The sequence below is a fragment of the Brevundimonas sp. genome, from assembly GCF_036677305.1.
Classification (GTDB): Bacteria; Pseudomonadota; Alphaproteobacteria; order Caulobacterales; family Caulobacteraceae; genus Brevundimonas.
The window spans coordinates 1-24,830 of the sequence record NZ_JAKFEB010000174.1 but is presented as its reverse complement, the minus strand read 5'-3'; the positions used below and the strand labels follow the sequence as shown (position 1 = coordinate 24,830).

At 67.0% G+C, this 24,830-nt stretch carries 37 protein-coding genes; 2 read left to right on the top strand and 35 right to left on the bottom strand.

The genetic code is table 11. The features are described 5' to 3' along the window. Window position 1: 1 nt before the first annotated feature. From V6M42_RS10030 to V6M42_RS09865, 34 genes are all read right to left on the bottom strand, one after another. The gene (locus V6M42_RS10030) at window positions 2-472 is read right to left on the bottom strand and encodes a GNAT family N-acetyltransferase (RefSeq protein WP_332678369.1); all 471 of its coding nucleotides are present in this window, start codon (window positions 470-472) and stop codon (window positions 2-4) included. Window positions 473-566: 94 nt separating this feature from the next. Continuing rightward, on the bottom strand, window positions 567-2,960 hold the full coding sequence (locus V6M42_RS10025) for a TonB-dependent receptor (RefSeq protein WP_332659659.1): 2,394 nt from the start codon (window positions 2,958-2,960) through the stop codon (window positions 567-569). Between the two features lie 202 nt (window positions 2,961-3,162). Next, window positions 3,163-3,582, bottom strand: a complete 420-nt coding sequence (rplQ, locus tag V6M42_RS10020) for a 50S ribosomal protein L17 (protein ID WP_055832183.1) — start codon at window positions 3,580-3,582, stop codon at window positions 3,163-3,165. A gap of 101 nt (window positions 3,583-3,683) precedes the next feature. After that, window positions 3,684-4,703 (bottom strand): DNA-directed RNA polymerase subunit alpha, encoded by a 1,020-nt coding sequence (locus V6M42_RS10015; protein ID WP_056615276.1) that lies wholly within the window; start codon window positions 4,701-4,703, stop codon window positions 3,684-3,686. Window positions 4,704-4,791: 88 nt separating this feature from the next. Beyond that, window positions 4,792-5,181 (bottom strand): 30S ribosomal protein S11, encoded by a 390-nt coding sequence (gene rpsK / locus V6M42_RS10010; protein WP_013268944.1) that lies wholly within the window; start codon window positions 5,179-5,181, stop codon window positions 4,792-4,794. 9 nt (window positions 5,182-5,190) lie between these two features. Next, a complete protein-coding gene (rpsM, locus tag V6M42_RS10005; RefSeq protein ID WP_055832177.1) occupies window positions 5,191-5,559 on the bottom strand; it encodes a 30S ribosomal protein S13 in 369 nt (122 codons plus the stop codon). A gap of 141 nt (window positions 5,560-5,700) precedes the next feature. Then, window positions 5,701-6,414, bottom strand: coding sequence for an energy transducer TonB (locus V6M42_RS10000; RefSeq protein ID WP_332678368.1), 714 nt, complete (start codon window positions 6,412-6,414; stop codon window positions 5,701-5,703). A 59-nt stretch (window positions 6,415-6,473) separates the two neighbouring features. Further along, a complete protein-coding gene (locus V6M42_RS09995; protein ID WP_332659864.1) occupies window positions 6,474-7,046 on the bottom strand; it encodes an adenylate kinase in 573 nt (190 codons plus the stop codon). A gap of 22 nt (window positions 7,047-7,068) precedes the next feature. Then, window positions 7,069-8,460, bottom strand: coding sequence for a preprotein translocase subunit SecY (gene secY, locus V6M42_RS09990; protein WP_332659863.1), 1,392 nt, complete (start codon window positions 8,458-8,460; stop codon window positions 7,069-7,071). 104 nt (window positions 8,461-8,564) lie between these two features. Then, on the bottom strand, window positions 8,565-9,158 hold the full coding sequence (gene rplO, locus V6M42_RS09985; RefSeq protein ID WP_442880951.1) for a 50S ribosomal protein L15: 594 nt from the start codon (window positions 9,156-9,158) through the stop codon (window positions 8,565-8,567). 221 nt (window positions 9,159-9,379) lie between these two features. Further along, window positions 9,380-9,577, bottom strand: coding sequence for a 50S ribosomal protein L30 (gene rpmD / locus V6M42_RS09980; protein WP_292100103.1), 198 nt, complete (start codon window positions 9,575-9,577; stop codon window positions 9,380-9,382). A gap of 4 nt (window positions 9,578-9,581) precedes the next feature. Further along, window positions 9,582-10,202, bottom strand: coding sequence for a 30S ribosomal protein S5 (rpsE, locus tag V6M42_RS09975; protein ID WP_332659862.1), 621 nt, complete (start codon window positions 10,200-10,202; stop codon window positions 9,582-9,584). Between the two features lie 12 nt (window positions 10,203-10,214). Next, window positions 10,215-10,577 carry a 50S ribosomal protein L18 gene (rplR, locus tag V6M42_RS09970; protein ID WP_055832163.1) on the bottom strand — a complete coding sequence of 121 codons (363 nt, stop codon included), beginning with the start codon at window positions 10,575-10,577 and terminating at the stop codon, window positions 10,215-10,217. A 3-nt stretch (window positions 10,578-10,580) separates the two neighbouring features. Further along, complete coding sequence (gene rplF / locus V6M42_RS09965) at window positions 10,581-11,114, bottom strand: 50S ribosomal protein L6 (protein ID WP_056615256.1); 534 nt, start codon at window positions 11,112-11,114, stop codon at window positions 10,581-10,583. A 1-nt stretch (window position 11,115) separates the two neighbouring features. Beyond that, window positions 11,116-11,514, bottom strand: coding sequence for a 30S ribosomal protein S8 (gene rpsH / locus V6M42_RS09960; RefSeq protein ID WP_055832159.1), 399 nt, complete (start codon window positions 11,512-11,514; stop codon window positions 11,116-11,118). Window positions 11,515-11,528: 14 nt separating this feature from the next. Next, the gene (gene rpsN, locus V6M42_RS09955) at window positions 11,529-11,834 is read right to left on the bottom strand and encodes a 30S ribosomal protein S14 (protein WP_056615252.1); all 306 of its coding nucleotides are present in this window, start codon (window positions 11,832-11,834) and stop codon (window positions 11,529-11,531) included. 19 nt (window positions 11,835-11,853) lie between these two features. Beyond that, window positions 11,854-12,414 carry a 50S ribosomal protein L5 gene (rplE, locus tag V6M42_RS09950; protein ID WP_300467194.1) on the bottom strand — a complete coding sequence of 187 codons (561 nt, stop codon included), beginning with the start codon at window positions 12,412-12,414 and terminating at the stop codon, window positions 11,854-11,856. Continuing rightward, a complete protein-coding gene (gene rplX, locus V6M42_RS09945; protein WP_332659849.1) occupies window positions 12,414-12,722 on the bottom strand; it encodes a 50S ribosomal protein L24 in 309 nt (102 codons plus the stop codon). Before rplX ends, rplE begins: the two co-directional genes overlap by 1 nt. A 2-nt stretch (window positions 12,723-12,724) precedes the next feature. After that, entirely contained in the window at window positions 12,725-13,093 is a 369-nt protein-coding gene (rplN, locus tag V6M42_RS09940) for a 50S ribosomal protein L14 (protein WP_055832151.1), read from the bottom strand. Window positions 13,094-13,108: 15 nt separating this feature from the next. Next, window positions 13,109-13,357 carry a 30S ribosomal protein S17 gene (rpsQ, locus tag V6M42_RS09935; protein ID WP_055832150.1) on the bottom strand — a complete coding sequence of 83 codons (249 nt, stop codon included), beginning with the start codon at window positions 13,355-13,357 and terminating at the stop codon, window positions 13,109-13,111. Between the two features lie 10 nt (window positions 13,358-13,367). Then, window positions 13,368-13,565 (bottom strand): 50S ribosomal protein L29, encoded by a 198-nt coding sequence (rpmC, locus tag V6M42_RS09930; protein WP_055832148.1) that lies wholly within the window; start codon window positions 13,563-13,565, stop codon window positions 13,368-13,370. Next, window positions 13,562-14,005: a 50S ribosomal protein L16 gene (gene rplP / locus V6M42_RS09925; RefSeq protein ID WP_284223197.1), complete on the bottom strand. Its 444-nt coding sequence runs from the start codon at window positions 14,003-14,005 to the stop codon at window positions 13,562-13,564. Before rplP ends, rpmC begins: the two co-directional genes overlap by 4 nt. 3 nt (window positions 14,006-14,008) lie before the next feature. Then, entirely contained in the window at window positions 14,009-14,758 is a 750-nt protein-coding gene (rpsC, locus tag V6M42_RS09920; protein WP_332659661.1) for a 30S ribosomal protein S3, read from the bottom strand. Beyond that, window positions 14,758-15,138 carry a 50S ribosomal protein L22 gene (gene rplV, locus V6M42_RS09915; RefSeq protein ID WP_056615236.1) on the bottom strand — a complete coding sequence of 127 codons (381 nt, stop codon included), beginning with the start codon at window positions 15,136-15,138 and terminating at the stop codon, window positions 14,758-14,760. Before rplV ends, rpsC begins: the two co-directional genes overlap by 1 nt. A 3-nt stretch (window positions 15,139-15,141) precedes the next feature. After that, the gene (gene rpsS, locus V6M42_RS09910) at window positions 15,142-15,420 is read right to left on the bottom strand and encodes a 30S ribosomal protein S19 (RefSeq protein ID WP_332678367.1); all 279 of its coding nucleotides are present in this window, start codon (window positions 15,418-15,420) and stop codon (window positions 15,142-15,144) included. Between the two features lie 3 nt (window positions 15,421-15,423). After that, window positions 15,424-16,257 (bottom strand): 50S ribosomal protein L2, encoded by an 834-nt coding sequence (gene rplB / locus V6M42_RS09905; RefSeq protein WP_332678366.1) that lies wholly within the window; start codon window positions 16,255-16,257, stop codon window positions 15,424-15,426. A gap of 4 nt (window positions 16,258-16,261) precedes the next feature. Further along, window positions 16,262-16,567 carry a 50S ribosomal protein L23 gene (locus V6M42_RS09900; RefSeq protein WP_183213206.1) on the bottom strand — a complete coding sequence of 102 codons (306 nt, stop codon included), beginning with the start codon at window positions 16,565-16,567 and terminating at the stop codon, window positions 16,262-16,264. After that, window positions 16,567-17,268 (bottom strand): 50S ribosomal protein L4, encoded by a 702-nt coding sequence (gene rplD, locus V6M42_RS09895; protein ID WP_332659083.1) that lies wholly within the window; start codon window positions 17,266-17,268, stop codon window positions 16,567-16,569. The genes V6M42_RS09900 and rplD overlap by 1 nt, the downstream gene beginning before the upstream one ends. Beyond that, entirely contained in the window at window positions 17,268-18,029 is a 762-nt protein-coding gene (gene rplC / locus V6M42_RS09890) for a 50S ribosomal protein L3 (RefSeq protein ID WP_332659085.1), read from the bottom strand. The genes rplD and rplC overlap by 1 nt, the downstream gene beginning before the upstream one ends. A gap of 20 nt (window positions 18,030-18,049) precedes the next feature. Continuing rightward, window positions 18,050-18,355, bottom strand: coding sequence for a 30S ribosomal protein S10 (rpsJ, locus tag V6M42_RS09885; RefSeq protein WP_003164367.1), 306 nt, complete (start codon window positions 18,353-18,355; stop codon window positions 18,050-18,052). Window positions 18,356-18,809: 454 nt separating this feature from the next. Beyond that, entirely contained in the window at window positions 18,810-19,697 is an 888-nt protein-coding gene (locus tag V6M42_RS09880) for a GIN domain-containing protein (RefSeq protein ID WP_332657823.1), read from the bottom strand. A 50-nt stretch (window positions 19,698-19,747) separates the two neighbouring features. Further along, window positions 19,748-20,614, bottom strand: a complete 867-nt coding sequence (locus V6M42_RS09875) for a GIN domain-containing protein (protein WP_332678365.1) — start codon at window positions 20,612-20,614, stop codon at window positions 19,748-19,750. A 94-nt stretch (window positions 20,615-20,708) separates the two neighbouring features. Then, window positions 20,709-21,617, bottom strand: coding sequence for a cupin-like domain-containing protein (locus tag V6M42_RS09870; RefSeq protein WP_332678364.1), 909 nt, complete (start codon window positions 21,615-21,617; stop codon window positions 20,709-20,711). Between the two features lie 8 nt (window positions 21,618-21,625). Continuing rightward, window positions 21,626-22,765, bottom strand: coding sequence for a GNAT family N-acetyltransferase (locus tag V6M42_RS09865; RefSeq protein ID WP_332678363.1), 1,140 nt, complete (start codon window positions 22,763-22,765; stop codon window positions 21,626-21,628). Between the two features lie 164 nt (window positions 22,766-22,929). Here V6M42_RS09865 and V6M42_RS09860 point away from each other — a divergent pair, with 164 nt between their 5' ends. Together V6M42_RS09860 and V6M42_RS09855 are read left to right on the top strand one after the other, a co-directional pair. Continuing rightward, window positions 22,930-23,100, top strand: coding sequence for a hypothetical protein (locus V6M42_RS09860; protein WP_332657819.1), 171 nt, complete (start codon window positions 22,930-22,932; stop codon window positions 23,098-23,100). 59 nt (window positions 23,101-23,159) lie between these two features. Next, window positions 23,160-24,251 carry a L,D-transpeptidase family protein gene (locus V6M42_RS09855; protein ID WP_332678362.1) on the top strand — a complete coding sequence of 364 codons (1,092 nt, stop codon included), beginning with the start codon at window positions 23,160-23,162 and terminating at the stop codon, window positions 24,249-24,251. A gap of 3 nt (window positions 24,252-24,254) precedes the next feature. Here the strand turns inward: V6M42_RS09855 and V6M42_RS09850 are convergent. Beyond that, on the bottom strand, window positions 24,255-24,830 hold a 576-nt coding region (locus V6M42_RS09850), incomplete at its 5' end, for a hypothetical protein (RefSeq protein ID WP_332678361.1).

Below are 24,830 nucleotides of genomic sequence, written 5' to 3'. Positions count from 1 at the left end.
GTCAGAACCGCTTTTCCATCCACACATCGCAGCGGGCGTAGGGCGTCGGCTGCGGCGGCAGGTCGACGAAGCCGAACCGGCGGTACAGGGCGATGGCGTGGGTCTGGGCCTTGTTGGTCTCGAGATACAGGCGCGGCGCGCCCCCTGCCCGCGCGGCGGTCTCGCAGGCGTCGAGCAGCCGCCAGCCCAGATTCCGGCCGCGCAGGTCCGCGAGGACCATCATCTTGCCGACCTCATAGCCGCCGTCGGCCATGGCCATCAGCGAGCAGCAGCCGACGGGTCGTCCGTCCTGCTCGGCGATGAAGATGAAGCCGCCCTTGTCGAGGATCGCGCCCTGCGGGTCGCCCAGAACCAGCTGGTCCTTGGCCTCCAGCGCATAGCCGCCGGCGATCAGCCAGTCCTCGTTCAGCGACCGCCAGGCGGCGGCGTGGTCCGGGCGATAGTTTTCGATGGAGACTTCGGGTGTCGTCATGGGCCCTCCTCTCTTCATCTGGGCGTTCGATCCGCAAAGAAAAGGGCGGCCGGCGCGAACCGGCCGCCCTTCTCTTTTCGCCCCTGACCGCGGATCAGAACGTCTTGCGCACCGTCATGCCGAAGATACGCGGCTGCCCGACCGTATAGCCCAGGCGGGCCCGGCCGCCGCGTTCACGGTCGAACGACAGCAGGGCGTTCTCGTCGAAGACGTTGTTGACGTAGATGATGAAGTCCAGACCGCTGTCCATCGACACCCCGCCGCTCAGATTGAAGAGCTCGTAGCTGGGCAGTTCGAGGTCCAGCACCGTCGCGTCGTTCCCGGAGGCCCCGCCGAACGGCAGGCCCGAGACGAAGCTGCGCGGATTGTCTTCCTGATCGCTGGCCTGGGTGAAGCGGCTGCCGACGTGCTGGAAGGAGGCGGTGATATAGCCGTCCGCATGATCGTTGATCGGGCGGGTGTAGGTGGCGTTGAGCGAGATCTGGAACTCGGGCACCGACGGCAGGCGGTTGCCTTCCCGGATGCCGCCGATGACGGCGCCCGTGCCGTCCACGACGGTGGAGTCGAACTGGGCCTCCACGAAACTGCCGGAAACCCCGATCTCGAGGCCCGGCATGATCTCGCCGTAGAACTCCGCCTCCAGACCCATGGTGTGGGCCTCGGGCACGTTGAACACCACGCGCGACGAGCACGAGCCGGCGTCCAGCGTCGTCTGCAGGTTCTCGATGTCGGTGTAGAAGGCCGCCGCATTGAGGGTCATGCCGCCGAAGCGGGACTTCACCCCGGCCTCGTAGTTCCACAGCTTCTCGTCCTCATAGGACTGGAATCCGCCGAAGATGGCGGCGTCCTGCGGCGTGCAGAGGGGCAGGTTGAGCGGATCGTTGACGCCCCCGAGCCGGAAGCCCTGGGCCGCCTGGGCGTTGAAGGTGACGTCGTCTGACAGTTCATAGCTCACGAGGACGCGCGGGTTGAACCCCTGGGACGAGGTCGTGTCGGTCTGGTCGTCGCCGTTGGCGAACAGGCCGCCGGAGGTGAAGCGGCGCTCTTCCTTGAAGTCGTAGAAGCGGCCGCCGCCCGTGACGGTCCACTGGCCGAAGTCATAGCTGGCCTCGCCGAACACGGCCGCCTGGTCGATGTCATACGGAAGGTCGGCGTTGTAGGGCGAGTCAGCAGGGAAGCCGTTGGCGACGGCGGCCGACGTACCGGCGCCCAGAACGGCGTCGGTGAAGGCGTCATAGCCCGGTGTGGGCAGGCGCTGGCTGTAGCGGCGCTCGATCCGGGAATAGAAGACCCCCGCCAGCCACTGGAAGGGGCTGTCGCTGTCCGAGCTGAGCCGGGCCTCCTGGGTCAGTTGCTTGAGATCGGTCGTGTCGACCAGGGTCGACGGCAGGGTCACCGCCGCCGCCGGATACCCCAGATCGACCGACACGCTGCCCGTCAGCGAACTGGCGTCGCGGTTCAGCAGGATGCTGCGGTCGATATAGGTGCTGATCGAATCCAGGACGACGCCGCCCATGTCGAACGACATGGTCAGGTCGGCCAGCATGGAATCGTCGGCGAAGCTCTCGCTGAGCAGCAGATACTGCTCGCGCTCGCCCATGGTGATGGCCGGCCGGGTCGTGGTGAAGGGGTTGGCGAAGAGGTTGAACGCCTCCTGCCGGTTGAAGCCGTCGGCGCGGATCTCCTGGTAGACGATCCGCGGCGTGATGCTGACCGCCTCGTTCGGCTGGAACAGCACGGCCAGGCGGCCGCCCGTGCGGTGGCCGCCGTTGACGTTGTCGGTCCGCCGCCCGCCCTCGCCGAGGGCGTCGACATAGCCGCCGTAGTTGGTGTGATAGGCGACCGCCCGCACGGCGAGCATGTCGCTCACCGGCACGTTCACCGCCGCCTTCAGGTGGCCCCCGACCGTCTCGTTGTCGACCAGGTTGACGTTGCCCTCGATCAGGCCGCCGTGCTGGTTCAGCTGGGGCTGGTTGGTGATGTAGCGGATGGTGCCGCCGACCGATCCGGAACCGAACAGGGTCCCCTGGGGTCCCCGCAGGGTTTCCACGCGGTTCAGGTCGAACAGGTCGAAGTCGGGCGTGAACAGCGACAGCGAGATCACCGACTCATCGAGGTAGACGCCGACCTGCTCCTTCACGCCCGGCTGGTCGCGCACGACCTGGCCGGCGGAAACGCCGCGCACGGCCACCTGGCTCTGCCCCGGCCCGAGGTTCTGGATCGTCAGGCCGGCGACATTGCGCGACAGGTCCTCCAGATTGACCGCGCCCGATCGCTGGATGTCTTCCTGGGTCTGGGCGTTGATCGAAAAGGGAACGTCCTGGATCGTCGAGTCGCGCTTGGTGGCGGTGACGATCACCTCGTCCAGAACGGTCGGCTCCTGGGTCTGGGCCGCGGCGATCGAGGGTGCGCCGGCAAGAGCGGCGAAGGATGTGGCCGCGAGAAGCGCGGAACGCTGCAGGACGTTGAACCGGGTTAAGCGACGCATACGAGTCCCCTTCCGAAAAATTCTCCTGAAAGAGGAAAGTACCACGTCGCACGCCAAACGGGCGTCGCCGGGCGGCTCCCGGTTGCCCAAGACCGCTCGCCTGTCTCGAATTTGTCACGATTGGGTACGGCGCCGGACAAGGAAAAAGGGCGGCCGGTTCGCACCGGCCGCCCTTTTCTCAAGCCCCTGACGGGAAGCGTGCTTACGCTTCGTCGTCGCCCTCGATGGCGTAGACCGGACCCGAGTCCAGGCCCTTGGCGTCGGCGTCGCGGTCGACGAACTCGATCACGGCCATGGCGGCGTTGTCGCCGTGGCGATAGCCGGCCTTCATGATGCGGATGTAGCCGCCGTTACGTTCGGCGTAGCGCGGGCCGATCGTCTCGAACAGCTTGCCGACCTGCGGAACGTCGCGGACCTGGCTGATGGCCTGACGGCGTGCGTGCAGGTCGCCCTTCTTGGCGAGCGTGACCAGCTTCTCGACGAAGGGACGCAGTTCCTTCGCCTTGGGAAGCGTGGTCGTGATCTGCTCGTGCTTGATCAGCGACGCAGCCATGTTGGCGAACATGGCGGTCCGGTGTGCGCTCGTACGACCGAGCTTGCGATAGGCGGCGCCGTGGCGCATCGGGGTCTCTCCTACTCAACCCTGGTATCCGGCTTGCGGACCTGGGGCTCTCTCATTCTAACCGCTCCGCGACCCGACGGGCCAAGGGCGGAGGGTTGAAACTAGATCTGGTCGTCGAACTTCTTGGCCAGGTCTTCGATGTTTTCAGGCGGCCAGTTCGGCACATCCATGCCGAGGCTGAGCCCCATCGTCATCAGGACTTCCTTGATCTCGTTCAGCGACTTGCGGCCGAAGTTCGGGGTGCGAAGCATTTCGCCCTCGGTCTTCTGGATCAGGTCGCCGATGTAGACGATGTTGTCGTTCTTCAGGCAGTTGGCCGAACGCACCGACAGTTCCAGCTCGTCCACCTTCTTCAGCAGGGCCGGGTTGAAGGGCAGATCGGGCTTGCCGTCGGCGGCTTCCACGGCCTTCTTCGGCTCGTCGAAGGTGATGAAGATCTGGAGCTGGTCCTGCAGGATGCGCGAGGCGTAGGCCACCGCGTCAACCGGCGAGACGGCGCCGTTGGTTTCGACTTCCAGGATCAGCTTGTCATAGTCCAGCGACTGGCCCTGACGGGTCGGCTCGACGCGATAGGCGACGCGCTTGACCGGCGAATACAGGGCGTCGACGGCGATCAGGCCGATCGGGGCGTCTTCCGGACGGTTCAGCTCGGAGGCGACATAGCCCTTGCCGTTCTGGACGGTCAGTTCCATGCGCACCGAAGCGCCTTCGTCCAGCGTGCAGATCACGTGGTCGGGGTTCAGCACCTCGATGTCCGACGGGACGTCGATCTGGCCGGCCGTGACGGCGCCGGGGCCCGTGGCGCGCAGGGTCATGCGCTTGGGGCCTTCGGCGTGCATGCGCAGCGCCAGTTGCTTGATGTTCAGCACGATGTCGACGACGTCTTCCCGCACGCCTTCCAGCGACGAGAATTCGTGGACGACGCCGTCGATCTGGATCGCGGTCACGGCGGCGCCTTGCAGCGACGACAGGAGAACGCGACGCAGGGCGTTGCCGAGCGTCACGCCGAAGCCGCGTTCCAGGGGCTCGGCGACCAGGCGCGACTTGCGCTGCGGGTCGGAGCTCGCCTCGATCTGCGGCTTCTCGGGACGGATCAGCTCTTGCCAGTTACGTTCGATCATGGGTGTCCCTCGAAAACGGAGCGCCGGTCCCTCGCTCCTCGTCAGGGGCGGCAGGACCGGCGGAGATAGTTAGTCGGTCGGAGTTCGCTTAGACGCGGCGGCGCTTGGGCGGACGGCAACCGTTGTGCGGCATCGGCGTGACGTCGCGGATGGTGGTGATGGTCAGGCCGACCGACTGCAGGGCGCGCAGGGCCGACTCGCGGCCGGAGCCGGGACCCGAGACGTTGACTTCCAGCGTCTTGACGCCGTGTTCCTGCGCCTTCTTGCCGGCGTCTTCGGCGGCCATCTGGGCGGCGTACGGGGTCGACTTGCGCGAACCCTTGAAGCCCATGTGTCCGGCCGACGACCACGAGATCGCGTTGCCCTGGGCATCGGTGATCGTGATCATGGTGTTGTTGAAGGACGCATTCACGTGGGCGACGCCCGAGGTGATGTTCTTGCGCTCGCGCTTCTTTACGCGACCCGGTTCCTTGGCCATCGTTATCTCTTACTTCTTCTTGCCGGCGATCGGCTTGGCGGGACCCTTGCGGGTGCGGGCGTTGGTGTGCGTGCGCTGACCGCGGACCGGCAGGCCCTTGCGGTGACGCAGGCCGCGGTAGCAGGCCAGGTCCATCAGACGCTTGATGTTCATCGACGTCTCGCGGCGCAGGTCGCCCTCGACGGTGTGATCGCGGTCGATGGTCTCGCGGATCTGCAGCACTTCAGCGTCAGTCAGCTGGTTCACGCGGCGGGCGGGCTCGATGCCGACCTTGGTCGTGATTTCCTTGGCGGCGTGGGCGCCGATGCCATGGATGTACTGCAGCGCGATCTCTACGCGCTTGTTGGTCGGGATGTTGACACCAGCGATACGGGCCACGAAGCTCTCCAGATACGCGTTGGCGGACGCAACAAACGCTCCGGTCAACAGACCAGGAGCGCCGACGCCCTTCGCGGAAGCGCGCCTTATACAGGGGATTCACTCCGCGTCAACGCCTGACGCGGCTGCGGCCTGCGCCGGTCAGCGTCCGAACTGGACGAAAACCGTCACCCGCTGCCCCTCGACGGGCCGTCCCGAGGCGCTCATCGGCGGGCGGAAGCGGAAATAGGTCTCGGCCACGGTCACGGCGGCGGGCCCGAACCCCTGCCCCGGCGGCGTCTCGCTGACGATCCGGCAGGCGTCGAGGCGCTCGTCCAGGCGGATGACGCAGTTCACGGACCCGCGACCCGAGCGGCGGCCCCGGGGAATGACACGGAAGATCTCTTCCTGGCTTGCGCCACGGATGAACCGGGGGCCGATACCGCCGGAGCCTGAGCCTTCTCCGTCGCCGTCGCCCGTGCCGGTCCCGTTCCCCGTGCCGCCCTGCCCCATTCCGGGCGTCGGGCCGGCGACCGGGGCCGCGCCGACGACCAGAGCAGGCTCCGGGGCGGGCCTGGGAGGCGCGGGCAGTTCCGCCTTCGGGGGCGGTTTGGGCGTGACGTGGACGCGCGACGGCGCGGCCGGCTTGCCGCCGCCGGGATCAGGCGTGGGTTTCAGGGGCGGAGGCGGAGGCGGCGGAGGCGGGGTCGGACGGAACAGCACCACGCTCATCGGCGGGAACGGCGGCAGCATGGGCGGGGTCGGCTGGGGGCGTGCGACGATGGCGAACACCAGCGCGTGCCCGGCCGCCACGACCGCCACGATGCCGGCCGTGCGCAGCCGCTTCCTTGTCAGCCAGTGGGGTTTGATCTTCACGCTCCTGTCATGCCACCGGGGACATGAACGCGCGGGAGCGCCAAAAGGTCAGGCCTGGTTCAGGTCGCGGGGCCGTCCAGCGCCGCGTCGATGGCCGCGGCCACATCGGCGATCGCGCCCATGCCGTCGATCTCGGTCAGCAGCCGCTTGTCGGCGTAGTAGGGCAGAAGCGGCGCGGTGTTCCGGTTGTAGGCGTCCAGCCGGACCTTGAAGCTCTCGGGATTGTCGTCCGGACGGCCCTGGTCGGCGTAGCGTTTGCTGATCCGTTCCAGCAGGGCCGTGTCGTCCACCTTCAGGCGAACCACGCGGTCGATCTTCTTGCCCAGCTTGGCCAGCATGGCGTCCAGCGCCTCGGCCTGGGCCACGGTGCGCGGGAAGCCGTCGAAGATGGCGCCCCCGGCGTCCTCGGCTTCTTTCAGCCGGGCCTCGATGAGGGCGATGACGATGGCGTCGGACACCAGGTCGCCGCGCGACATGATGGCCTGGCACTCCTTGCCGAGCTCGGAGCCCGAGGCGATGGCCTCGCGCAGCATGTCGCCGGTGGAAAGCTGGACCATGCCGCGGCTCTCCACGAGCCTCTTGGCCTGGGTGCCCTTGCCCGCCGCGGGCGGTCCGAACAGGATCAGGTTCATCGCCGCCCCTCCCCCGAAGGTTCTAGCGCCGGGCCGGGGCGGTCACGCCCTTGCCCGGGGTTCGGCCTCGGCCGCGCAGCTTGGCCTTCTTGATCAGGCCCTCGTACTGGTGAGCCAGCAACTGGGACTGGATCTGCGCCACCGTGTCCATGGTCACCGAGACCACGATCAGGATGGAGGTGCCGCCGATCACCGCCGGGCCCATGCCCGAGTTGGCCATCAGCATTTCCGGCAGGAGGCAGACCGCCGTGATGTAGGCGGCGCCGATCACGGTCAGGCGGGTCAGGACATAGTCCAGGTATTCCGCCGTCCGCTTGCCCGGCCGGATGCCCGGCAGGAAGCCGCCGTATTTGCGCAGGTTCTCGGCCGTGTCCTCGGGATTGAAGGTGATCGAGGTGTAGAAGAAGGTGAAGAAGACGATCAGCGCGCCGTACAGCAGCATGAAGATCGGGCGGCCGTGCTGCATCTCCGCGGTCACGACCGGCAGCCACGCCATCCACGACGGCAGGTCGGCGTTGGCCGTCATCTGGGCCACCGTGGTCGGCAGCATCAGCAGCGACGAGGCGAAGATCGGCGGGATGACGCCGGCGGTGTTGACCTTCAGCGGCAGGAACGAACGCTCGCCCCCGGCCATGCGGTTGCCTTCCTGGCGCTTCGGATACTGGATCAGCAGCCGGCGCTGGGCGCGTTCCATGAAGACGATGAAGACGACGACGCCGATCGCCATGGCGGCGAAGAACAGCAGGGTGAAGGCCGAGATCTGACCCTGCTGGGCCAGGCCGAACATGCGGGCGATGGTGCCGGGCAGGACGGCGACGATGCCGGCGAAGATGATCAGAGAGATGCCGTTGCCGACGCCGCGCGCGGTCACCTGCTCACCCAGCCACATCAGGAACATGGTGCCGCCGGTCAGGACGGTGACGGTCGAGACGATGAAGAACAGACCGGGCTGGTCGATCAGGCCGGGCTGGGCGTTCAGGCCGACGGCGATGCCGGCCGACTGGAACAGGGCCAGGACCACGGTCAGATAGCGGGTGTACTGGTTGAGCTGCTTGCGGCCGCTTTCGCCGCCTTCCTTCTTCAGCTTCTCCCAGGGCGGATACACGGCGCCCATCAGCTGGACGATGATCGACGCCGAGATGTAGGGCATCACGTTCAGGGCGAAGACGGCCATGCGCTCGACGGCGCCGCCCGAGAACATGTTGAACATGTCCAGGATGCCGCGCTGGCCTTCGGGGTTCTGGAAGAACTGCAGGAAGGCTTCCGAGTTGATCCCCGGGATCGGCACATAGGTGCCGATGCGGTAGACCAGCAGGGCCAGGATCGTGAACAGCAAACGCTTGTGCAGCTCGGTCGCCTTGGCGAACGAGCCCATGTTCATGTTTGCTGCGAGTTGTTCGGCGGCCGAAGCCATGTGTCGTCACCCCGACTGATCAGAACGCGGCGCATCGGACAGGAATCCGTCGCCACGGTCCAGATAGGCGAAGGGCGCCCTCTTAGCGAGAGCGCCCCTCAAGCTTATTTTTTGGCGGCGGTCCGGGTCGTGCGAGCCGAGATCTTGTTGGCGTCGCCACGGGGAGCCTTGGCGGCCGGAACCTTGCCCTTGGCGGCGTTGCGCTTCTCGACGCGCGCGGCGGCCTTGGCTTCAGCAGCGATACGCTCCTGAACGACGGTGCCGCCGGCGGCTTCGATCGCCTTGACGGCGCCGGCCGAGGCCGACCAGACGACCAGGTTCAGCTTGGACTTGATCTCGCCGGTGCCCAGGATGCGGACGCCGTCCTTGACGCGACGGATCACGCCGGCCGCGACCAGGGCGTCGCCCTTGATCTCGCCCTTGATGTCCAGCTTCTTGGCGTCCACGGCGTCCTGCAGGCGCCACAGGTTCACTTCGGCCAGCTTCAGCGCGTTCGGATTGTTGAAGCCGCGCTTGGGCATGCGCATGTACAGCGGCATCTGGCCGCCCTCGAAGCCGCCGATGGCGACGCCCGAACGGGACTTCTGGCCCTTGACGCCGCGACCGGCGGTCTTGCCCTTGCCCGAGCCCGGGCCACGGCCGACGCGCATGCGCTTCTTGTGGGCGCCTTCGTTGTCGCGGATTTCGTTCAGTTTCATGTGCCTGATCCTTTCGGGTGCTAGCGCCCGGGTCAGACCCGGACTCGGCTGTTGTTCTGATCTCCCTCCCCTTTATGGGGAGGGTGGCCGCGAAGCGGCCGGGTGGGGAGGGCTCGACGAGACATCCCCGAAACGAATTGAAGGCGGCCTATAGCCGCCCCCACCCCGTCGCCGCAAGCGGCGACGTCCCTCCCCACAAGGGGGAGGGAGAATTACGCACGTTACTTTTCGACGATCTCGGTCAGGTGGGCGACCTTGGCGATCATCCCGCGGACCGAAGGGGTGTCTTCCAGCGTGGACTCGCGGCCCATGCGGTTGAGACCCAGACCCATCAGGGTGGCCCGCTGGTCCGACTTGCGGCGGATCGGCGAGCCCGTCTGACGGACGGTGACGGTGGTCTTGGATTCAGTCTTGGCCATGGTCTCAGGCTTCCTGGGCTTCAGGCGCCGCTTCCGGAGCCGAGGCGCCGTCGTTGCGACGGCCCATCAGATCGGCGACCTTCTTGCCGCGCTTGGACGCGACCTGACGGGGCGACGACTGGACCTTGAGGGCCTCGAACGTGGCGCGGATCATGTTGTAGGGGTTCGACGAACCGGTCGACTTGCCCACGACGTCCTGGACGCCGAGGGTTTCGAGCACGGCGCGCATCGGACCGCCCGCGATGACGCCGGTCCCGGGAGGGGCGGCGCGCATCATGATCTTGCCGGCGCCCCAACGGCCCGAGCCGTCGTGGTGCAGGGTGCGGTTCTCGCGAAGCGGAACGCGGATCATGGTCTTCTTGGCTTCTTCGGTCGCCTTGCGGATGGCTTCCGGCACTTCGCGCGCCTTGCCGTGACCGAAGCCGACGCGGCCCTTGCCGTCGCCGACGACCATCAGGGCCGCGAACGAGAACCGGCGGCCGCCTTTGACGGTGGCTGCGACGCGGTTGATGTGAACCAGCTTCTCGACGATGTCCGAATCCGGACCGTCGACGGCGGGAGCGTTGCGGTTGTCACGACGGTTGCGATCGTTGCCGCCGCCGCCGCGTTGGGGTGTTTGCGCCATCTGTCGCGTCCCTTAGAAGTTCAGGCCGGCTTCACGCGCGGCATCAGCCAGCGCCTTCACCCGTCCGTGATAGATGTAGCCGCCGCGATCGAAGACGACATCCTTGATGCCCTTCTCGAGGGCGCGTTCGGCGACCAGCTTGCCGATCAGAGCGGCGGCTGCGACGTCCGAACCCTTGGCCTTCTTGCCCTTCTCGCCTTCCAGCGAGGAGGCCGAGGCGATCGTGACGCCGTTCAGGTCGTCGATGATCTGGGCCGAGATGTTCTTGTCCGAACGGTGCACCGACAGGCGCAGACGGCCGTTGGCGACAGCCTTCAGGCGGCGGCGGGTGCGCTCCGTACGGCGCTGGGCTTGTTGTCGAAGAGAAAGAGCCATGACTTACTTCTTCTTGCCTTCCTTGCGCCGGACCTTTTCGCCCGTGTAGCGCACGCCCTTGCCCTTGTAGGGCTCCGGCGGACGCAGCTTGCGGATGACGGCGGCGATCTGACCCACGGCCTGCTTGTCAGCGCCCGTGATCTTGATTTCCGTCTGCTTGGGCACCGCGAAGGTGACGCCGGCAGGCGGCTGGATGTCGACGTCGTGCGAGAAGCCGAGCTGCAGCGACAGGGCGTTGCCCTTCATCGCAGCGCGGTAACCCACGCCGACCAGGTCCAGGCTCTTTTCAAAGCCCGTGGTGACGCCGACGACCATGTTGTCGACCAGGGTGCGGGACAGGCCCCACATGGCGCGCGAACGCTGGTTGTCCTCGCGGATGGCCAGGTTCAGGCCGTCGTCGCCCTGGGTGACTTCGATTTCTTCAGCCACGGTCCAGGAGCGTTCGCCCTTGGGACCCTTCACCGAGACGGTCTGGCCGTCGAGCGTGACAGTCACGCCCTTCGGGATCTCGATGGTGCGTTTTCCGATACGGGACATCTTAGTAGACCCTGCAGAGGACTTCGCCGCCCACCTTGGCTTCGCGAGCCGCGGTGTCCGACATGACGCCCTTGGACGTGGAGAGGATCGAGATGCCCAGGCCGTTCTTGATCGGCTTCAGGTCGGAGATCGCGGAGTAGACGCGGCGGCCCGGCTTGGACACGCGAGCGATCTCGGCGATGACCGGCTGGCCGTCGAAGTACTTGAGCTCGATCTCGAACTGCGGGAATTCGCCGGGGTTCTGAACCAGCGAATAGCCGCGGATGTAGCCTTCGTCCTGCAGCACGTCGAGGACGCGCTGACGCAGACGGGAAGCCGGGGTGAGCACCTTGGAACGCTTGCGCATGTGCGCGTTCCGGATGCGAGCGATCATGTCGCTCAGGGGATCGTTGATCATCATGTCTGTCGCTCCCCTTACCAGCTGGACTTGGTCAGACCCGGGATCTGACCCAGGTTGCCGAGTTCGCGCAGGGCGATCCGGCTCATCTTGAGCTTGCGATAGAAGGCCCGCGGACGGCCCGTCACTTCGCAGCGGTTACGAATCCGGTTGGCGGCCGAGTTGCGCGGCAGCTTGGCCAGCTTCAGGCGCGCTTCGAAACGCTCCTCAAGCGGGAGGGATTCATCGTTGGCGGTCGCCTTCAGGGCGGCCCGCTTGTCGGCGTACTTCGCGACGAGGGCCTTGACCATCTCGTTGCGGTTTACGGCGCTTTTCTTAGCCATGGTTTCTTTCCCTTCCCGCTCAGTTCGTCACGAACGGGAACTTGAACTCGGTGAGAAGCGCGCGTGCCTCGTCATCGGTCTTGGCCGTGGTGCAGACGATGATGTCCATGCCCCACATCTGGTCGATCTGGTCGTAGTTGATCTCGGGGAACACGATGTGTTCCTTGAGGCCCATGGCGTAGTTGCCGCGACCGTCGAACGAGGTCGGCTTCAGGCCGCGGAAATCCTTCACGCGCGGCAGCGCGATCGTGATCAGGCGGTCCAGGAACTCGTACATCTGGTCGCCGCGCAGCGTGACCTTGCCGCCGATGACCATGCCTTCGCGCAGCTTGAAGCCGGCGATGGAGTTGCGGGCCTTGGTGGCGACGGGCTTCTGACCGGCGATGGCGGCCAGATCCTTGAGGGCCGCGGTGGCCTTCTTGGAGTCAGCCACGGCTTCGCCGATGCCCATGTTGAGGACGATCTTGTCCAGCTTGGGCATCTGCATCGGGTTGGTGTAGCCGAACTTCTCGGTCAGCACGCCCTTGATGCGCTCGTTGTAGTCGCCCTTGAGGCGCGGGGTGTATTTGGTGTCGGCCATCAGATGACGTCTCCCGTCGTCTTGGCGAAGCGGACCTTCTTGTCGCCTTCGATCTTGAAGCCGACGCGGGTGGCCTTGCCGTTGGCGTCGGCGATCGCGACGTTGGACAGGTGAAGCGACGCTTCCTTGTTCTTGATGCCGCCCTGGGGGTCGGCCTGGGTCGGGCGGGTGTGGCGCTGAACCATGTTGATGCCTTGCACCAGCACGCGGTTCGTCGCCGGCAGGACCTTGGTCACCTTGCCGGTGCGGCCCTTGTCCTTGCCGGTCAGGACGACGACGTTGTCGCCCGATTTGATCTTGGCGGCCATGACTACAGGACCTCCGGAGCCAGAGAGATGATCTTCATGTGGTTCTTGGCGCGCAGTTCACGGGGAACCGGGCCGAAGATCCGCGTGCCGACCGGCTCGTTCTGCTTGTTGACGATGACGGCGGCCGACTTGTCGAAACGGATGACAGAGCCGTCCTTGCGCATGATGTCCTTGGCGGTGCGCACGACGATGGCGCGCACGACGTCGCCCTTCTTCACGCGGCCGCGAGGAATCGCTTCCTTCACCGAAGCGACAATCGTGTCGCCCACCGAGGCGTAGCGGCGCTTGGAGCCGCCCAACACCTTGATGCACATGACCCGGCGAGCACCCGAATTATCGGCTACCTCCAGGTTAGTTTGCATCTGGATCATGAGATCCGATCCTTCTTACGAGGCCGAGGCCGAGGAGTCCGACAGGACTTCCCAGCGCTTCAGCTTGGACTTGGGGGCGCACTCGATGATGCGAGCCTGGTCACCGACCTTGAGGGCGTTCGCTTCGTCGTGAGCGTGGTACTTCTTGGACAGGCGCACGATCTTTTTCAGGACCGGGTGCAGCAGCGTGCGTTGGACGACGACGACGACAGTCTTGTCGCCCTTGTCGGAGACGACCACGCCTTCGAGAACTCGTTTGGGCATCTTCGTTTCCTTAACCCGCCGCGCGGTTCGCACGCAGAAGCGTGGAAATACGGGCGATGTCCTTGCGCACTTCCGAAACGCGATGGGTCTTTTCCATCTGGCCGGTAGCGGCCTGGAAGCGCAGGTTGAACTGTTCCTTCTTGAGCTTCAGCAGCTCGTCGGACAGCTGGTCGGGCGTCTGGGCCCGGAGGTCGGCGATCTTGGTCATGCTCCGACGTGCTCCACGTGCGAGACACCGGCGTCGAGGCGGGTGACCACCTTCGTACGGACCGGCAGCTTGGCGGCGCCAAGACGCAGGGCCTCACGGGCGATGTCGTCCGGCACGCCGTCGATTTCAAACAGGATCCGGCCCGGGTGGCAGCGCGCCGCCCAGTGATCCACGGCGCCCTTGCCCTTACCCATGCGGACTTCGGCCGGCTTGCCCGTGACGGGCAGGTCGGGGAAGACGCGGATCCAGACACGGCCCTGACGCTTCATCTGGCGGGTGATCGCGCGGCGGGCCGCCTCGATCTGACGCGCGGTGATGCGTTCCGGCTCGACCGTCTTCAGGCCGTAGGACCCGAAGTTCAGCGAGAAGCCGCCCTTGGCGGCGCCGTGAATGCGGCCCTTGAAGGCCTTGCGGTACTTGGTTTTCTTCGGTTGCAGCATGACTTAGCCCTCACGGCCGCGGCGGGGACCACGGTCACCGCGCGGACCGCCACGTTCACGGCCTTCGTTGGACGACGGGCCGGAAGCTTCCTGGGCCCAGCGCTTGTCCTGCGCCATCGGGTCGTGCTCGAGGACTTCGCCTTTGAAGACCCAGACCTTCACGCCGATGATGCCGTACGTCGTCTTGGCCTGGATGAAGCCGTAGTCGATGTCGGCGCGCAGGGTGTGCAGCGGCACGCGGCCTTCGCGGTACCATTCCATCCGCGCGATTTCAGCGCCGCCGAGGCGGCCCGAAACGTTGATGCGGACGCCCTTGGCGCCGAGACGCATGGCCGACTGCATCGCGCGCTTCATGGCGCGGCGGAAGGCGATACGGCGTTCCAGCTGCTGCGCGATGTTCTCGGCGATCAGCTGGGCGTCCGTCTCGGGCTTGCGCACTTCGACGATGTTCAGGTGAACTTCACCCTCGGTGCGCGCCGAGATGTCCTTGCGGAGCTTCTCGATGTCGGCGCCCTTCTTGCCGATCACGACACCCGGACGGGCGGCGTAGATCGTCACGCGGCACTTCTTGTGCGGACGCTCGATGATGATGCGCGACACGCCGGCGGCGTTCAGGCGTTCCTTCAGCCACGTGCGCAGCTTCAGGTCCTGGTGCAGCAGGCTGGCGTATTCGGCGCCGCGGGCGAACCAGCGGCTGTCCCACGTCCGGTTGACGCCGAGGCGCAGACCGATCGGATTGATTTTCTGACCCATCAGGCGGCCTCACCAGCTTCGCGCACCACGATGGTGATTTCCGCGAAAGGTTTCAGGATGCGCGACGAGCGGCCACGAGCGCGGCTCGCGAAACGCTTCATCACCAGGTTCTTGCCCACGAAGGCCTCGGCGACGACCAGGTTGTCGATGTCGAGGTTGTGGTTGTTCTCGGCGTTCGACACGGCCGAATACAGCACCTTGCGGACGTCGGTGGCGATGCGCTTGCGGCTGAATTCCAGCTCGTTCAGCGCCTTCTGCACCGGCAGGCCGCGGATCGACTGGGCGACCAGGTTCAGCTTCTGAGGGCTGATCCGGACGTTCACCAGCTTGGCGCGCGCTTCGGTCGGGGCGACCCGACGTTCATTTTTGGTCTGGGCCATCAGTTATTTCCTTTTGGCCTTCTTGTCCGCCGCGTGCCCGGGGAACGACCGGGTCGGGGAGAACTCGCCGAACTTCATGCCGACCATTTCTTCGGAAACCGCCACCGGCACATGCTTGAGGCCGTTGTGGACACCGAAGGTCAGGCCGACAAACTGCGGCAGGATGGTGGAGCGGCGCGACCACGTCTTGATCACGTCCTTGCGGCCCGACGACGCTGCCGTCTCGGCCTTCTTCAGCAGATACCCGTCGACAAACGGGCCTTTCCAGGAGGAGCGGGCCATCGGTTAGCGAGCCTTCTTCACGTGGCGGGTACGGATGATGAACTTGTCCGTAGCCTTGTTCTTGCGGGTGCGGGTGCCCTTGGTGTCCTTGCCCCACGGCGTAACCGGGGTGCGACCGCCAGAGGTCCGGCCTTCACCACCACCGTGCGGGTGGTCGATCGGGTTCATGGCGACGCCGCGAACGTGCGGACGCCAGCCCATGTGACGGACGCGGCCGGCCTTGCCGAGGTTCTGGTTCATGTGGTCGGGGTTCGAAACCGCGCCCACCGTGGCCATGCAGCCGTCCAGGACCATGCGAAGCTCGCCCGAACCCAGACGGATCTGGGCGTAGCCGGCGTCGCGGCCGACGAGCTGGGCGTAGGCGCCGGCCGAGCGGGCCAGCTGGGCGCCCTTGCCCGGCTTCATTTCGACGTTGTGGATGATCGTGCCGACCGGCACCGAGCGCAGCGGCATCGCATTGCCCGGCTTCACGTCGACCTTTTCACCGGCAACCACCGAGTCGCCCGCCTTCAGGCGTTGCGGCGCGATGATGTAGGCCTTTTCGCCGTCCTCATAGACGATGAGGGCGATGAAGGCGGTCCGGTTCGGATCGTATTCCAGGCGTTCGACGGTCGCCGAGGCGAACTTGCGACGCTTGAAGTCGATCTTGCGGTACAGCGTCTTGGCGCCGCCGCCGCGGAAGCGGACGGCGATACGACCGCCGGCGCCGCGACCGCCCGACTTGGTCAGGCCTTCGGTCAGCGACTTCTCGGGGCGTCCTTTATGGAGCTCCGAACGGTCGATCAGCACCAGGGCGCGGCGGCCCGGCGACGTCGGATTGTAAGTCTTCAAGGCCATCTGATCAGAGCCCCGTGGTGACGTCGATCGACTGGCCTTCAGCCAGCGTCACGATCGCTTTTTTGATGTCGACCCGACGGCCCATGATGCCGCGGAAGCGCTTGGTCTTGCCCTTTTGAACCAGGGTGTTGACCTTCAGGACGTTGACCTTGAACAGGCTTTCGACCGCAGCGGCGATCTCGTCCTTGGTCGAGGTGCCGGAAACCCGGAACACGACCTTGTTCTGCTCCGACAGGATCGTCGCCTTCTCGGTGATGATCGGCGACAGGATGGTGTCGTAGTGTTTTGCGGTGGGGTTGGCGCCAGCCATCACGCGGCCTCCTTCTTCGTCTTGGCAGCCGGTTTGGCGGCCTTGGAAGCCTCGGCTTCGCGACGCGACGGGGTGTAGTCGGCGTAGGTGGCTTCGATGGCCTCGACGGCCGCCTTGGTCAGCACCAGCTTGTCCGCGCGCAGGATGTCGTAAACGTTCAGGCCGGCGTTCGGCAGGACGTTGACCATCGGGATGTTGCGGGCGGCCAGGCCGAAGTTGGTGTCGACTTCCGGGCCGGCGATGATCAGCGTGCGGGTCCAGCCCAGCTTGCCGAGCGTCTCACGCAGACCGGCGGTCTTGGCGTCCTTCAGCGAGATGCTGTCGACGACGACCAGGTCGCCGGCGACGACCTTGGAGGACAGCGCATGGCGCAGGGCCAGGGCGCGGACCTTCTTGGGCAGCGAGAAGCCGTGGTCGCGAACGACCGGGCCGAAGGCGCGCGAACCACCGACGAACTGCGGGGCGCGACGCGAACCGTGACGGGCGCCGCCGGTTCCCTTCTGCTTGTACATCTTCTTGCCGGTGCGAGAGTTCTCGTTCCGGGTCTGGACCTTGTGGGTGCCGGCGCGGCGCTTGGCCAGCTGCCAGTTGACGTAACGGGCCAGGATGTCGCCGCGGATGTCGGTGATGCCGAAGACGGCTTCCGACAGTTCGACGTCACCGGCGGCCTTGCCGTCGAGTTTGATGACAGAGAGTTTCATTACGCTTCACCGCCTTCGGTGGTTTCGACGGCCGGGGCTTCCTCGGCCGGCGTTTCAGCCGGTTGAGCCGCAGCAGCCGAACCGCCCTTGGACTTGACGCCGCCGGGGAACGGGGCGTCGGCCGGACGGGCCTTCTTGATGGCGTCGCGAACCTTGACCCAGGTGCCTTCGTGACCGGGGACAGCGCCCTTGATCAGCAGCAGGCCACGCTCGGCGTCGACGCGGAACACGGTGAGGTTCTGGGTGGTGACGACTTCACAGCCATAGTGGCCGGCCATCTTCTTGCCCTTGAACGTCTTGCCCGGATCCTGACGTTGACCGGTCGAACCGTGCGAACGGTGCGAGACCGAGACGCCGTGGGTCGCCCGCAGACCGCCGAAGTTCCAGCGCTTCATGGCGCCGGCGAAGCCCTTGCCGATGGTCTCGGCCTGGACGTCGACCTTCTGGCCCGCGACGAAGTGGTCGGCCGAGAACTCGGAGCCCACATCCATCATGGCGTCCGCATCGATGCGGAACTCGGTGACATAGGCCTTGGGTTCCACTTCCAGCTTGGCGAAGGATTCGCGCTGAGCCTTGTTGGTGTTCTTGGCCTTCTTGGTGCCAGCGCCCAGCTGGAGAGCGACGTAGCCGTCACGCTCCTGGGTACGTTGGCCGACGACTTGGCAGCCGTCGAGCTGAAGCACAGTGACCGGTACGTGCGCGCCGTCATCGGCGAACACGCGGGTCATGCCCAGCTTCTTGGCGATCACGCCCGTGCGCATCGGATCCCGCCTCTTTCTTATTAAATCTTGATCTCGACATCCACGCCGGCGGACAGGTCGAGCTTCATGAGCGCGTCCACAGTCTGCGGGGTGGGGTCGACGATATCGAGGACACGCTTGTGCGTGCGGATTTCAAACTGCTCGCGCGACTTCTTGTCGACGTGCGGCGAGCGGTTCACGGTGAACTTTTCGATCAGGGTCGGCAGCGGGATCGGACCGCGAACGGTCGCGCCCGTGCGCTTGGCCGTGTTGACGATTTCGCGCGTCGAAAAGTCGAGGACGCGGTGATCGAAGGCCTTGAGCCTGATGCGGATGCTTTGATCCATATCGGTCGTATTTCCCAAGCAGGCGAACCTGCGTCCCTGTGAACCATTTCAAAGACCGGAGGTCTTCAGGCCGAAGCCTTCAGAGTACGCACGTCCGCAAAAACGATCGGCCCACGCAGCGAACCGCGAAGGCCGTTGAAGTCCTGGGTCACTGCAAAGAACAGGTCCGAGGTCGTTCCTGCGAACCGCGTCTGCATCCCAAAAACACGCGGGATGCACAGCCGGTCCAACAAGAGTTGGCGCTTATGACGATTGAGTCCCCTTTCGTCAAGCGGCGAAACTGTGTCAGCGCGGGGTTTGCCGCCTTTCTACGGGAACGAAGGTCGACGACCGCGGGTCCCACCCCACACGCGGGTCAGGGCGGGCGCCGTCAGCCGATTGCGGCAGGCGCGAAAAAAGGCCCGGAGGGTTCCACGCTCCCGGGCCTTCTCCGTCACGGCGGCTGACAGGGAGGTCAGTTGCCGATGTGGATGTCGCCGAGACCGGCGACGGAACGCCGGACCGAGCCGGTCGCGCGGGCGATGTTCACGTCTCCGACCCCGGCGAGGGAGACGTCCACGTCTCCGGCCACGCCGTCGAAGTCGACATCGCCCACGCCGGCGACATTGATGCTGAGGGTGGGCGCGGCGCCTGCCCGGATCGACACGTCGCCGGCGCCGGCGAGGCTGATTTCCGTCGGCCCGTCGACGCGGGCGACGATCACGTCGCCGGCCCCCGACAACGAAACATCCAGGTCCCGGGTGGCTCCGGCCGTGATCGAACCGGCGCCCGCGATGGCGGCTTCCAGCCCCGAGGAGGTGCCTGCGCGGATATCGCCCGAGCCCGATATGTCCAGCGACATCCGGCCGTCCGTATTGGCGACGTTCCAGTCGCCGCAGCCGGCGTTGGCCAGTTCGATCGAGGCGGCGCCCCGGCCGATCGAGCCGAAGACGGCGCCGGACGCCTCCAGGTTCACGTCGCGGGGCGTGCGGACGACGATCAACGGCGCGTCGGCCAGATTGACCCGGCCGACGCCGCGCACCTCGACCGAGGCCCCCTCGCCCGGCGTACGGGCGTTGTCCGGGCCGGACCGGCAGTTGCGAAGGCCGTCGCCCCGGCCGAACAGGCCGCGGCGACCGCCCAGTCCGCCGTCGATACGGACATTGGCGCCCTCGCGCGTGACCTGCACGGCCGGAAGCTCGGACGAGCCCTGCTCGATCTCGACGGCGATGTCGTTGCGGTCCTCGACCACCACGGCGACACGGGCCACGGCGTGGCGGATGTCGACCTCGGGGCCGGCCTTGGCGAAGGCGGGGCCGGCCACGGCTGCGGCGGCGAGGGCGGATACGATGGCGAGTTTCATGGTGGCGTTCCTTCTACGGAATTGTGTGTCCTGGCGCGTCGACGCGGCGCTCAGCGATCGTGGCGGGCCCGGCGCACCGCTTGGCCGGCGATCACGATCTCGCCCGAACCCATGATGCTTTGCGTGACGGCCCCGGTGGCTCCCCCGACATTGATGTCGCCCGAGCCCATGATGTTGGCCTCGACGCTCGTGACCGTGCCGGGAACGTTGATGTCGCCCGAGCCCATGATGTTGGCCTCGACCGGACCATCCACCCCGCCAGCGTTGATGTCGCCGGAACCCATGATGTTGGCCTCCAGCCGTCCCGTCGCCCCAGCGGTAATGTCGCCCGACCCCATGATGTTGGCTTCCAGCCGGCCCGACGTTCCGGCGCGCATGTCGCCCGACCCCATGATGGAAAGGGACAGGGCGCCGTCCGTGTTGGCGATATTCCAGTCGCCGCAGCCCCCGTTGCCCACCTCGATCGACGAGGCGCCCCGGCCCACGGCGCCGAACACCGCGCCGCTCTCCACATTCACTTCAACGTCGCGGGGCGTGCGAATGACGACCAGCGGCGCGTCGGCCAGATTGACCCGGCCCACATTGCGGACCTCGACCGAGGAGCCTTCCCCCGGCTGACGCGCGCCCTCCGGGCCCGACCGACAGTTGCGGATGCCGCTGTTGCCGAACAGGCCGCCCCGCAGGCCGCCGTTGATGATGACGTCGTCGCCGCGGCGGCTCACCTGAACCGCCGGAAGGCCCGAGGTCCCCTGCTCTATCTCCACGCCGATATCGGAGCGGTCTTCCACGATGACCACGACGCGCGCGACCGCGTGCTTGATCTTGGCCGACGGCCCGTCCATGGCGGCGGCGGGCCCGACGGCGACGGCTGCGAGCGCGGCGGCGATGGCGGTGGCGGATACGATGGCGAGTTTCATGGCGGCTCCCTCCCGGAATGTGGCGGGAAGGTGCGACCGGCGACGCGCCGAGTCAGCTTAAATCGAGGTCATGACGCCGTTGTAAGAAAGCCGCTCAGGCCGTCAGGGCGCCCGCGCCGTCGGCCGCGCCGATCTCGGGTTCGAAGTCGCGCTCGAAATGGGCGATGCGGCTCTTCAGCCCCCCGACCCGCTTCAGCGCCAGCGAGGCGGCCCAGCGCGCGGCCAGCTCGGGCGGCGTCATCCGGTCGGTCATGCGCGGTTGTCCGCCCCGGCTGCGCAGCACGGCGTTGGTATAGAGGGCGCCGTTCCTGAACCGCGACGGCCAGGTCTGGAAATCCATCGACAGGGAGACGCAGAACCGGTCCAGGTTCTCGACCCGGTGCGGCGCATAGATGGGCCAGGTCAGGGCCTGGCCCGGCTCGAGATCCATCACCTGTGCGTCGGCCTCGAAGGCCAGCGAATAGGGCAGTTCCTCGGTCGTCTGGCGCGACACGACCTGTTCCATGTCCGCCTCGGTCAGATGCGCCTCGTCGCCCGGATAGACGAAGATCCGCTTGCGGCCGCGCATGTGGAACAGCACCACCCCCGCCGCGTCGAAATGATAGGGCACCCGCGCCTTGGGCGAGGACAGGATCAGCTGGCCGGCGTTGCGCACGGCCCGGAGGCCCGGATAGGCCCCCTGCACCTTGCGGAACGCGTCCATGGCGGCGGCCCACAGCTCGGGCCAGCCGGTCTCGACCTCGCGCAGATTGACCCACAGCCGGCCCTGCTGGATCGCCGCCAGCAGTTCCTCGCCGTTCAGCCGCCCCCGCGCGCCCGTGCGCAGCGAGACCTGACCCTCATCGTCAAAGTCGTACAGATTGATGTCGAACAGATGCGCCGGATAGCGGTCCAGCACCGCCGCCAGGGCCTCGTCCGAGGCGAAGCCCTGCTCGATCAGGCTGTGCGGATGGACCTCGGCCTGTTTGATCGGGCCGGAATAGCGGGTGCGGGCAGCGCTCATGGTGTGTCTCAGGCCGGAACGGGTCGGGTCGACGTCTGCCGGGCCTTTGCAAGCGCCGCGCCCGCCGCCTGCACCGCGCCCTTCAGCCGCGCGCCCGAGGTGGTCTCGCAGGCCTCGATCGCCGCCCAGCGCCGCCGGACGCTGGTGCGCAGCCGCTGGCCACGCTCGCCCAGAACACCGACAGCGGCTCCGCTGACCGCCGCGCCGAGGCCCGGCTTCAGCACCACGGCCTCGCGCACGATCCGCGCGCCATTGCAGAAATACTTTTTGTAGTGCTCGCCCTCGAACCCGAAATCGAAGGTGCGGTAGCCCAGCTCCGAGGCCAGCCGCATGGTGTCCATGCTCAGCAATATGCCCGGCGAGCAGCGCGCCAGGCTGGGCTCATAGCCCGGGAACCAGAAATGATACTGGTCGCCCGCGTGCAGCGAATATTCGATCGCCGTCAGCCGGTCGCCGGCCCACAGCCCCGCCATGGACGCGCCGAAGCCGTCGCGATCTTCCTTCAGCAGGGCGTGCAGCAGTTCGACCGTCCAGCCGCAGGCGAAGATGTCGTGCCGCGCCGTGCGCCGGTACTGATCCCGCTTCAGATCGATCAGCCAGTCCAGCAGGGCCGGATCGCGCAGGCCGCGCTCGACCCGCAGCGGACCCAGTTCGGCCTCCATGCTGCGGCGGGCGCGTTCCTTGTCCTTGAAGAATTTGCCCTGGTTGGTCCGGCGGTCGGCGTACCAGGCGTCATAGCCGCCCTCGCCCAGCTCGACCTGAACGGTGCGGCGATCCTCGCCGAGCCCCGTCTCGCCAACCCACGCCGTGACGTTGAGCCGGGTCGCGCCCAGCGCCCGGGCGACCTCTTCCAGAGAGGGGGCCTGGCCCGGGAAGGCGATGACGCCGTGATAGTCGTTCATGGGCGCGGCGAGGGGCTGCAGCGCCCCGCCCCGCCGCTGATGCGGGAAGAAGCCGACGATGTGGCCGGCGCGCGAGAACACCGCCACGGCCGCGTCCGGACTGATGCGGCCTGCGACCTGGGCGAACTCGGGCCGGAAATACGGGCTGTTCAGCGCCGGATCAGCCGCCAGCATGTCGCGCCACAACGCCCACCGGGTCTCGCCCAGCGCGTCGATCGCAACGATTTCCACCTCAAGCGCAGCCATTCGGTCGTCCCGCGACGGGTCCCTGACGGACCGCCTCCAACCGCGCCGTTCTAACCCGCCGCCCGTTTCGGGCCGGTGTGCGTTCATGGTGAACGGCGCATGACCGGGAGCCCCGGGGCCTGCGAGGCGTTGCCGTTGCAGAACCCCCTTCGCCGGAGCCTCTCATGACCGACCCGAACCGCCCCCCGAACCGCGAGACCGAGACCGAGGACCAGCGCACCCCGGCGCGCGAAGGCCAGCCGCCCCGCCCGGCCACCGAACCCCGGGGATCGGAAGGCTCGTCCAACTCGGGCGAGACCGCGACCGACCCGGCGACCGGCAAGCCGAACCCCTGAGGTGGAACGTGCGGGGCGGTGAGGGATTGGGTCCGGACACCTTCAAACATCGGATTCCCATGTCGCTTCGCCTGATCCTCGCCTCCGCCAACCTCGTCGCCCTCGCCGCCTGCGGCGCGCCCGATCCCGCCCAGCCCGAGCAGGGCTCACCCTCGGCACAGGCCCCGGCTCCGCAAGCCGGCGCGCCGGTCCTGACCGCCGCCCAGATCGAGGCGGGCGTGCCCCAGGCTGCAGCGGCTCCGGGGACCACGGCGCAACCGCCCGCCCCGGCGCCCGCCACGGGCGAGGCCGGGACGGCGTCCCCTGCCACCGCGCCCGATCCCGGTCTGGTGCGGCTTCAGATCCTTCTTGACCGTACGGTCTTCTCGCCCGGCATGATCGACGGCCTGGCGGGCGACAACACGCGTCAGGCCATCGCCGCCTATCGCAAGGCCAACAATCTCGGCGCCGGCGACGCGGCCGACGCCGCCCTGCTGCAGCATCTCGCCGCCGCCGACACCGCGCGGGTGATGACGCAGTACGTCGTCACGGCCGCCGACGTCGCCGGCCCGTTCAGCCCGCCGGCCCAGGGCGAGCTCGCCGACATCGCCCGCACCGGCACCAACTTCACCAGCCCGCGCGAGCGACTGGCCGAGCGCTTCCACATCACCGAGGCGCTGCTGCAGGGCCTGAACCCCGGCGTCGACTTCCGCCGCGCCGGCCAGACCATCGTCGTGCCGGCCGTGACCAATACGCCGCTGGCGGGCGTCGCCCGGATCGTCATCGACAAGACCGAACGCTCCGCCAGGGCCTTCGACGCGTCCGGCAAGCTGATCGCCTTCTATCCGGCCACCATCGGCTCCAGCGAACGCCCCGCGCCTTCGGGAACGGTCACCGTGACCGGCGTCGCGCCCGAGCCCAACTACACCTACGATCCGACACGGGTCAGCTATGACCGGGGCGACCAGAAGGTCGTCCTGCCCGCCGGCCCCAACAATCCGGTCGGCACGGTCTGGATCGACCTGTCGCGCGACACCTACGGCATCCACGGCTCGCCCGATCCGTCCAAGATCGGCAAGACGGCCTCGAACGGCTGCGTCCGCCTGACCAACTGGGACGCCGAACAGCTGGCCGCCGGGGTCAAGCCGGGCGTGGAAGTGCGCTTTATCTGACCGTCAGCTGATCAGCAGGGTCTCGGTCGGCCACAGCACATGGTGCCGCCGGTCGTCCCCTGCGCCGGTGGTGCAGCGTGCGCGGCTCAGCCGGATCAGACCGTCGGAGTCGCGCAGCACCATCCCGGCGTCGCTCACGCTGCGGACGCAGGACCAGTGGCAGTGGCGGCCGGTCAGGCTGATCAGCACCGAGCCCGGACCATTCTCCTCCACATGGTCGCGGACGGCGTCCCAGTAGCAGTCCAGCGTCACCGGTTCGGCGTTGAAGGCGCGCTTGTGGGTGAACGGCAGGCCGGTCTCGTCCTCGACATACATATGGGCGCGGCGGAGCAGCTTGCGCAGGGTCTGGACGCCCATCCCCTCGCCGGCCAGGGCGCCCGCCAGATCGCCCTCGGTCGCCAGCTCCTCGCACAGGACCCGGAACAGAGCCCGGTGATGGTCAGGCTTCAGCCGGCTGTCCCAGGTCGCGCAGACCTCATGGGCGCTGTTGATGATGGCGTAGATGCCGCACAGCGTATCCAGGCTGCCCTGTCTGAACATGTCGCCCCCCGCGAATCCCCGCCCCCAGCGGTACAGCAA